Origin of the sequence: Vibrio sp. 10N.222.48.A3 (assembly GCF_041475345.1) — a bacterium.
Classification (GTDB): Bacteria; Pseudomonadota; Gammaproteobacteria; order Enterobacterales; family Vibrionaceae; genus Vibrio; species Vibrio tasmaniensis_A.
In genome coordinates, this window is record NZ_JBFRVX010001486.1 from 1 (window position 1) to 1,254 (window position 1,254).

At 44.3% G+C, this 1,254-nt stretch carries 2 protein-coding genes; both read left to right on the forward strand.

Annotated elements, in window-relative coordinates; genetic code table 11:
- On the forward strand, positions 1-608 hold a 608-nt coding region (locus tag AB4653_RS27290; RefSeq protein WP_372105804.1), incomplete at its 5' end, for an isochorismatase family protein.
- Positions 609-660: 52 nt separating this feature from the next.
- Positions 661-1,254: siderophore-interacting protein (locus tag AB4653_RS27295; protein ID WP_372105805.1), on the forward strand; the 594-nt coding region annotated here is incomplete at its 3' end.

Here is a 1,254-nt window from a genome sequence, read left to right on the forward strand (position 1 = left end):
GTCCGGGGCTAAACGGCGATCATACTCCTGTCGTATCAACGCTCGCTCCAGAAAGCGATGATATTGAGTACGTTAAATGGCGTTACAGTGCATTTAAGAAAACCCCATTGCTTGATTACATGAAAGACAATCAAAAAACTCAGCTGATCATCTCTGGTATTTACGGGCACATTGGCATTTTATCGACTGCTTTGGATGCATTCATGTTGGATGTACAGCCCTTTATTATCGGTGATGCGATCGCGGATTTTTCGCGTGAAGACCATATCCACACTCTCAATTACATATCAGGCCGAACGGGAAGCATTAAAACACTCGATAAAGCTATAGCGGAAATCAACCCAAATGAAGAGAGTATTCTTAGCCTCAATGTTTTGCAGTCTGACGTGGCCGAAACATTAGGTGTTTCTTATGAAGAGATTGATGTGAATGAAAATCTAATCTTCATGGGGCTAGATTCGATGCGAGCGATGACACTTGTAGAGAAGTGGAATAAGCAGGGCGCAAATATCTCATTCGCTCAGCTCATTGAAGCGGTTTCATTGCAAGAGTGGTGGCAAGCAATCGAAGCGACACTGAAGAACCACGCAGAAGAAGTACCAGCATAATTGCTCGCAAGTTAGCGCCAATTATTTATAGAATTTCTTAAGAGGTAAATTGATGAGCGATCAACCAGTGCGTTTACATCCGATGTTGTTGGACTTTGTTCGTAAGGAGAAGATCTCAAAGCATCTACTGCGAGTGACTGTTACGGGCGACTCTTTAAAAGGGTTCCCTGAAGATCAAAATGGTACACACATAAAAGTGTTTTTCCCCAATAGGGAGAGTGGGATATTGCAGTTACCTTATCGAGAAGGTGAAACTGTGATTTGGCCTGAGCATAAACCCGTGCCTCGAGCCTATACCGTCAGAAAGTATCGAGCCGATGTGAATGAGCTTGATATCGATTTCGTGATCCACGGAACCGATTCTCCCGGCGGTGGGTGGGCGATTAAAGCAGAACAAGGTTTCCAAATTGGCCTTGTAGGCCCTGCTGGGCCTGAGCCATTAATTGAACCCGCAGATTGGTATATTATTGCGGGAGACCTAACAGCAGTACCAGCCATTAGTGCTATTTTGGAGAACCTTCCCTCCGACACTCAAGGCCATGTATTTATCGAGATAGAGGATGCTGCAGATAAACATGATATTAAGCATCCGCAAGGTCTGGTTTTGAAGTGGCTAATGAGAGACGAAAAGAGTGATCAATATCTA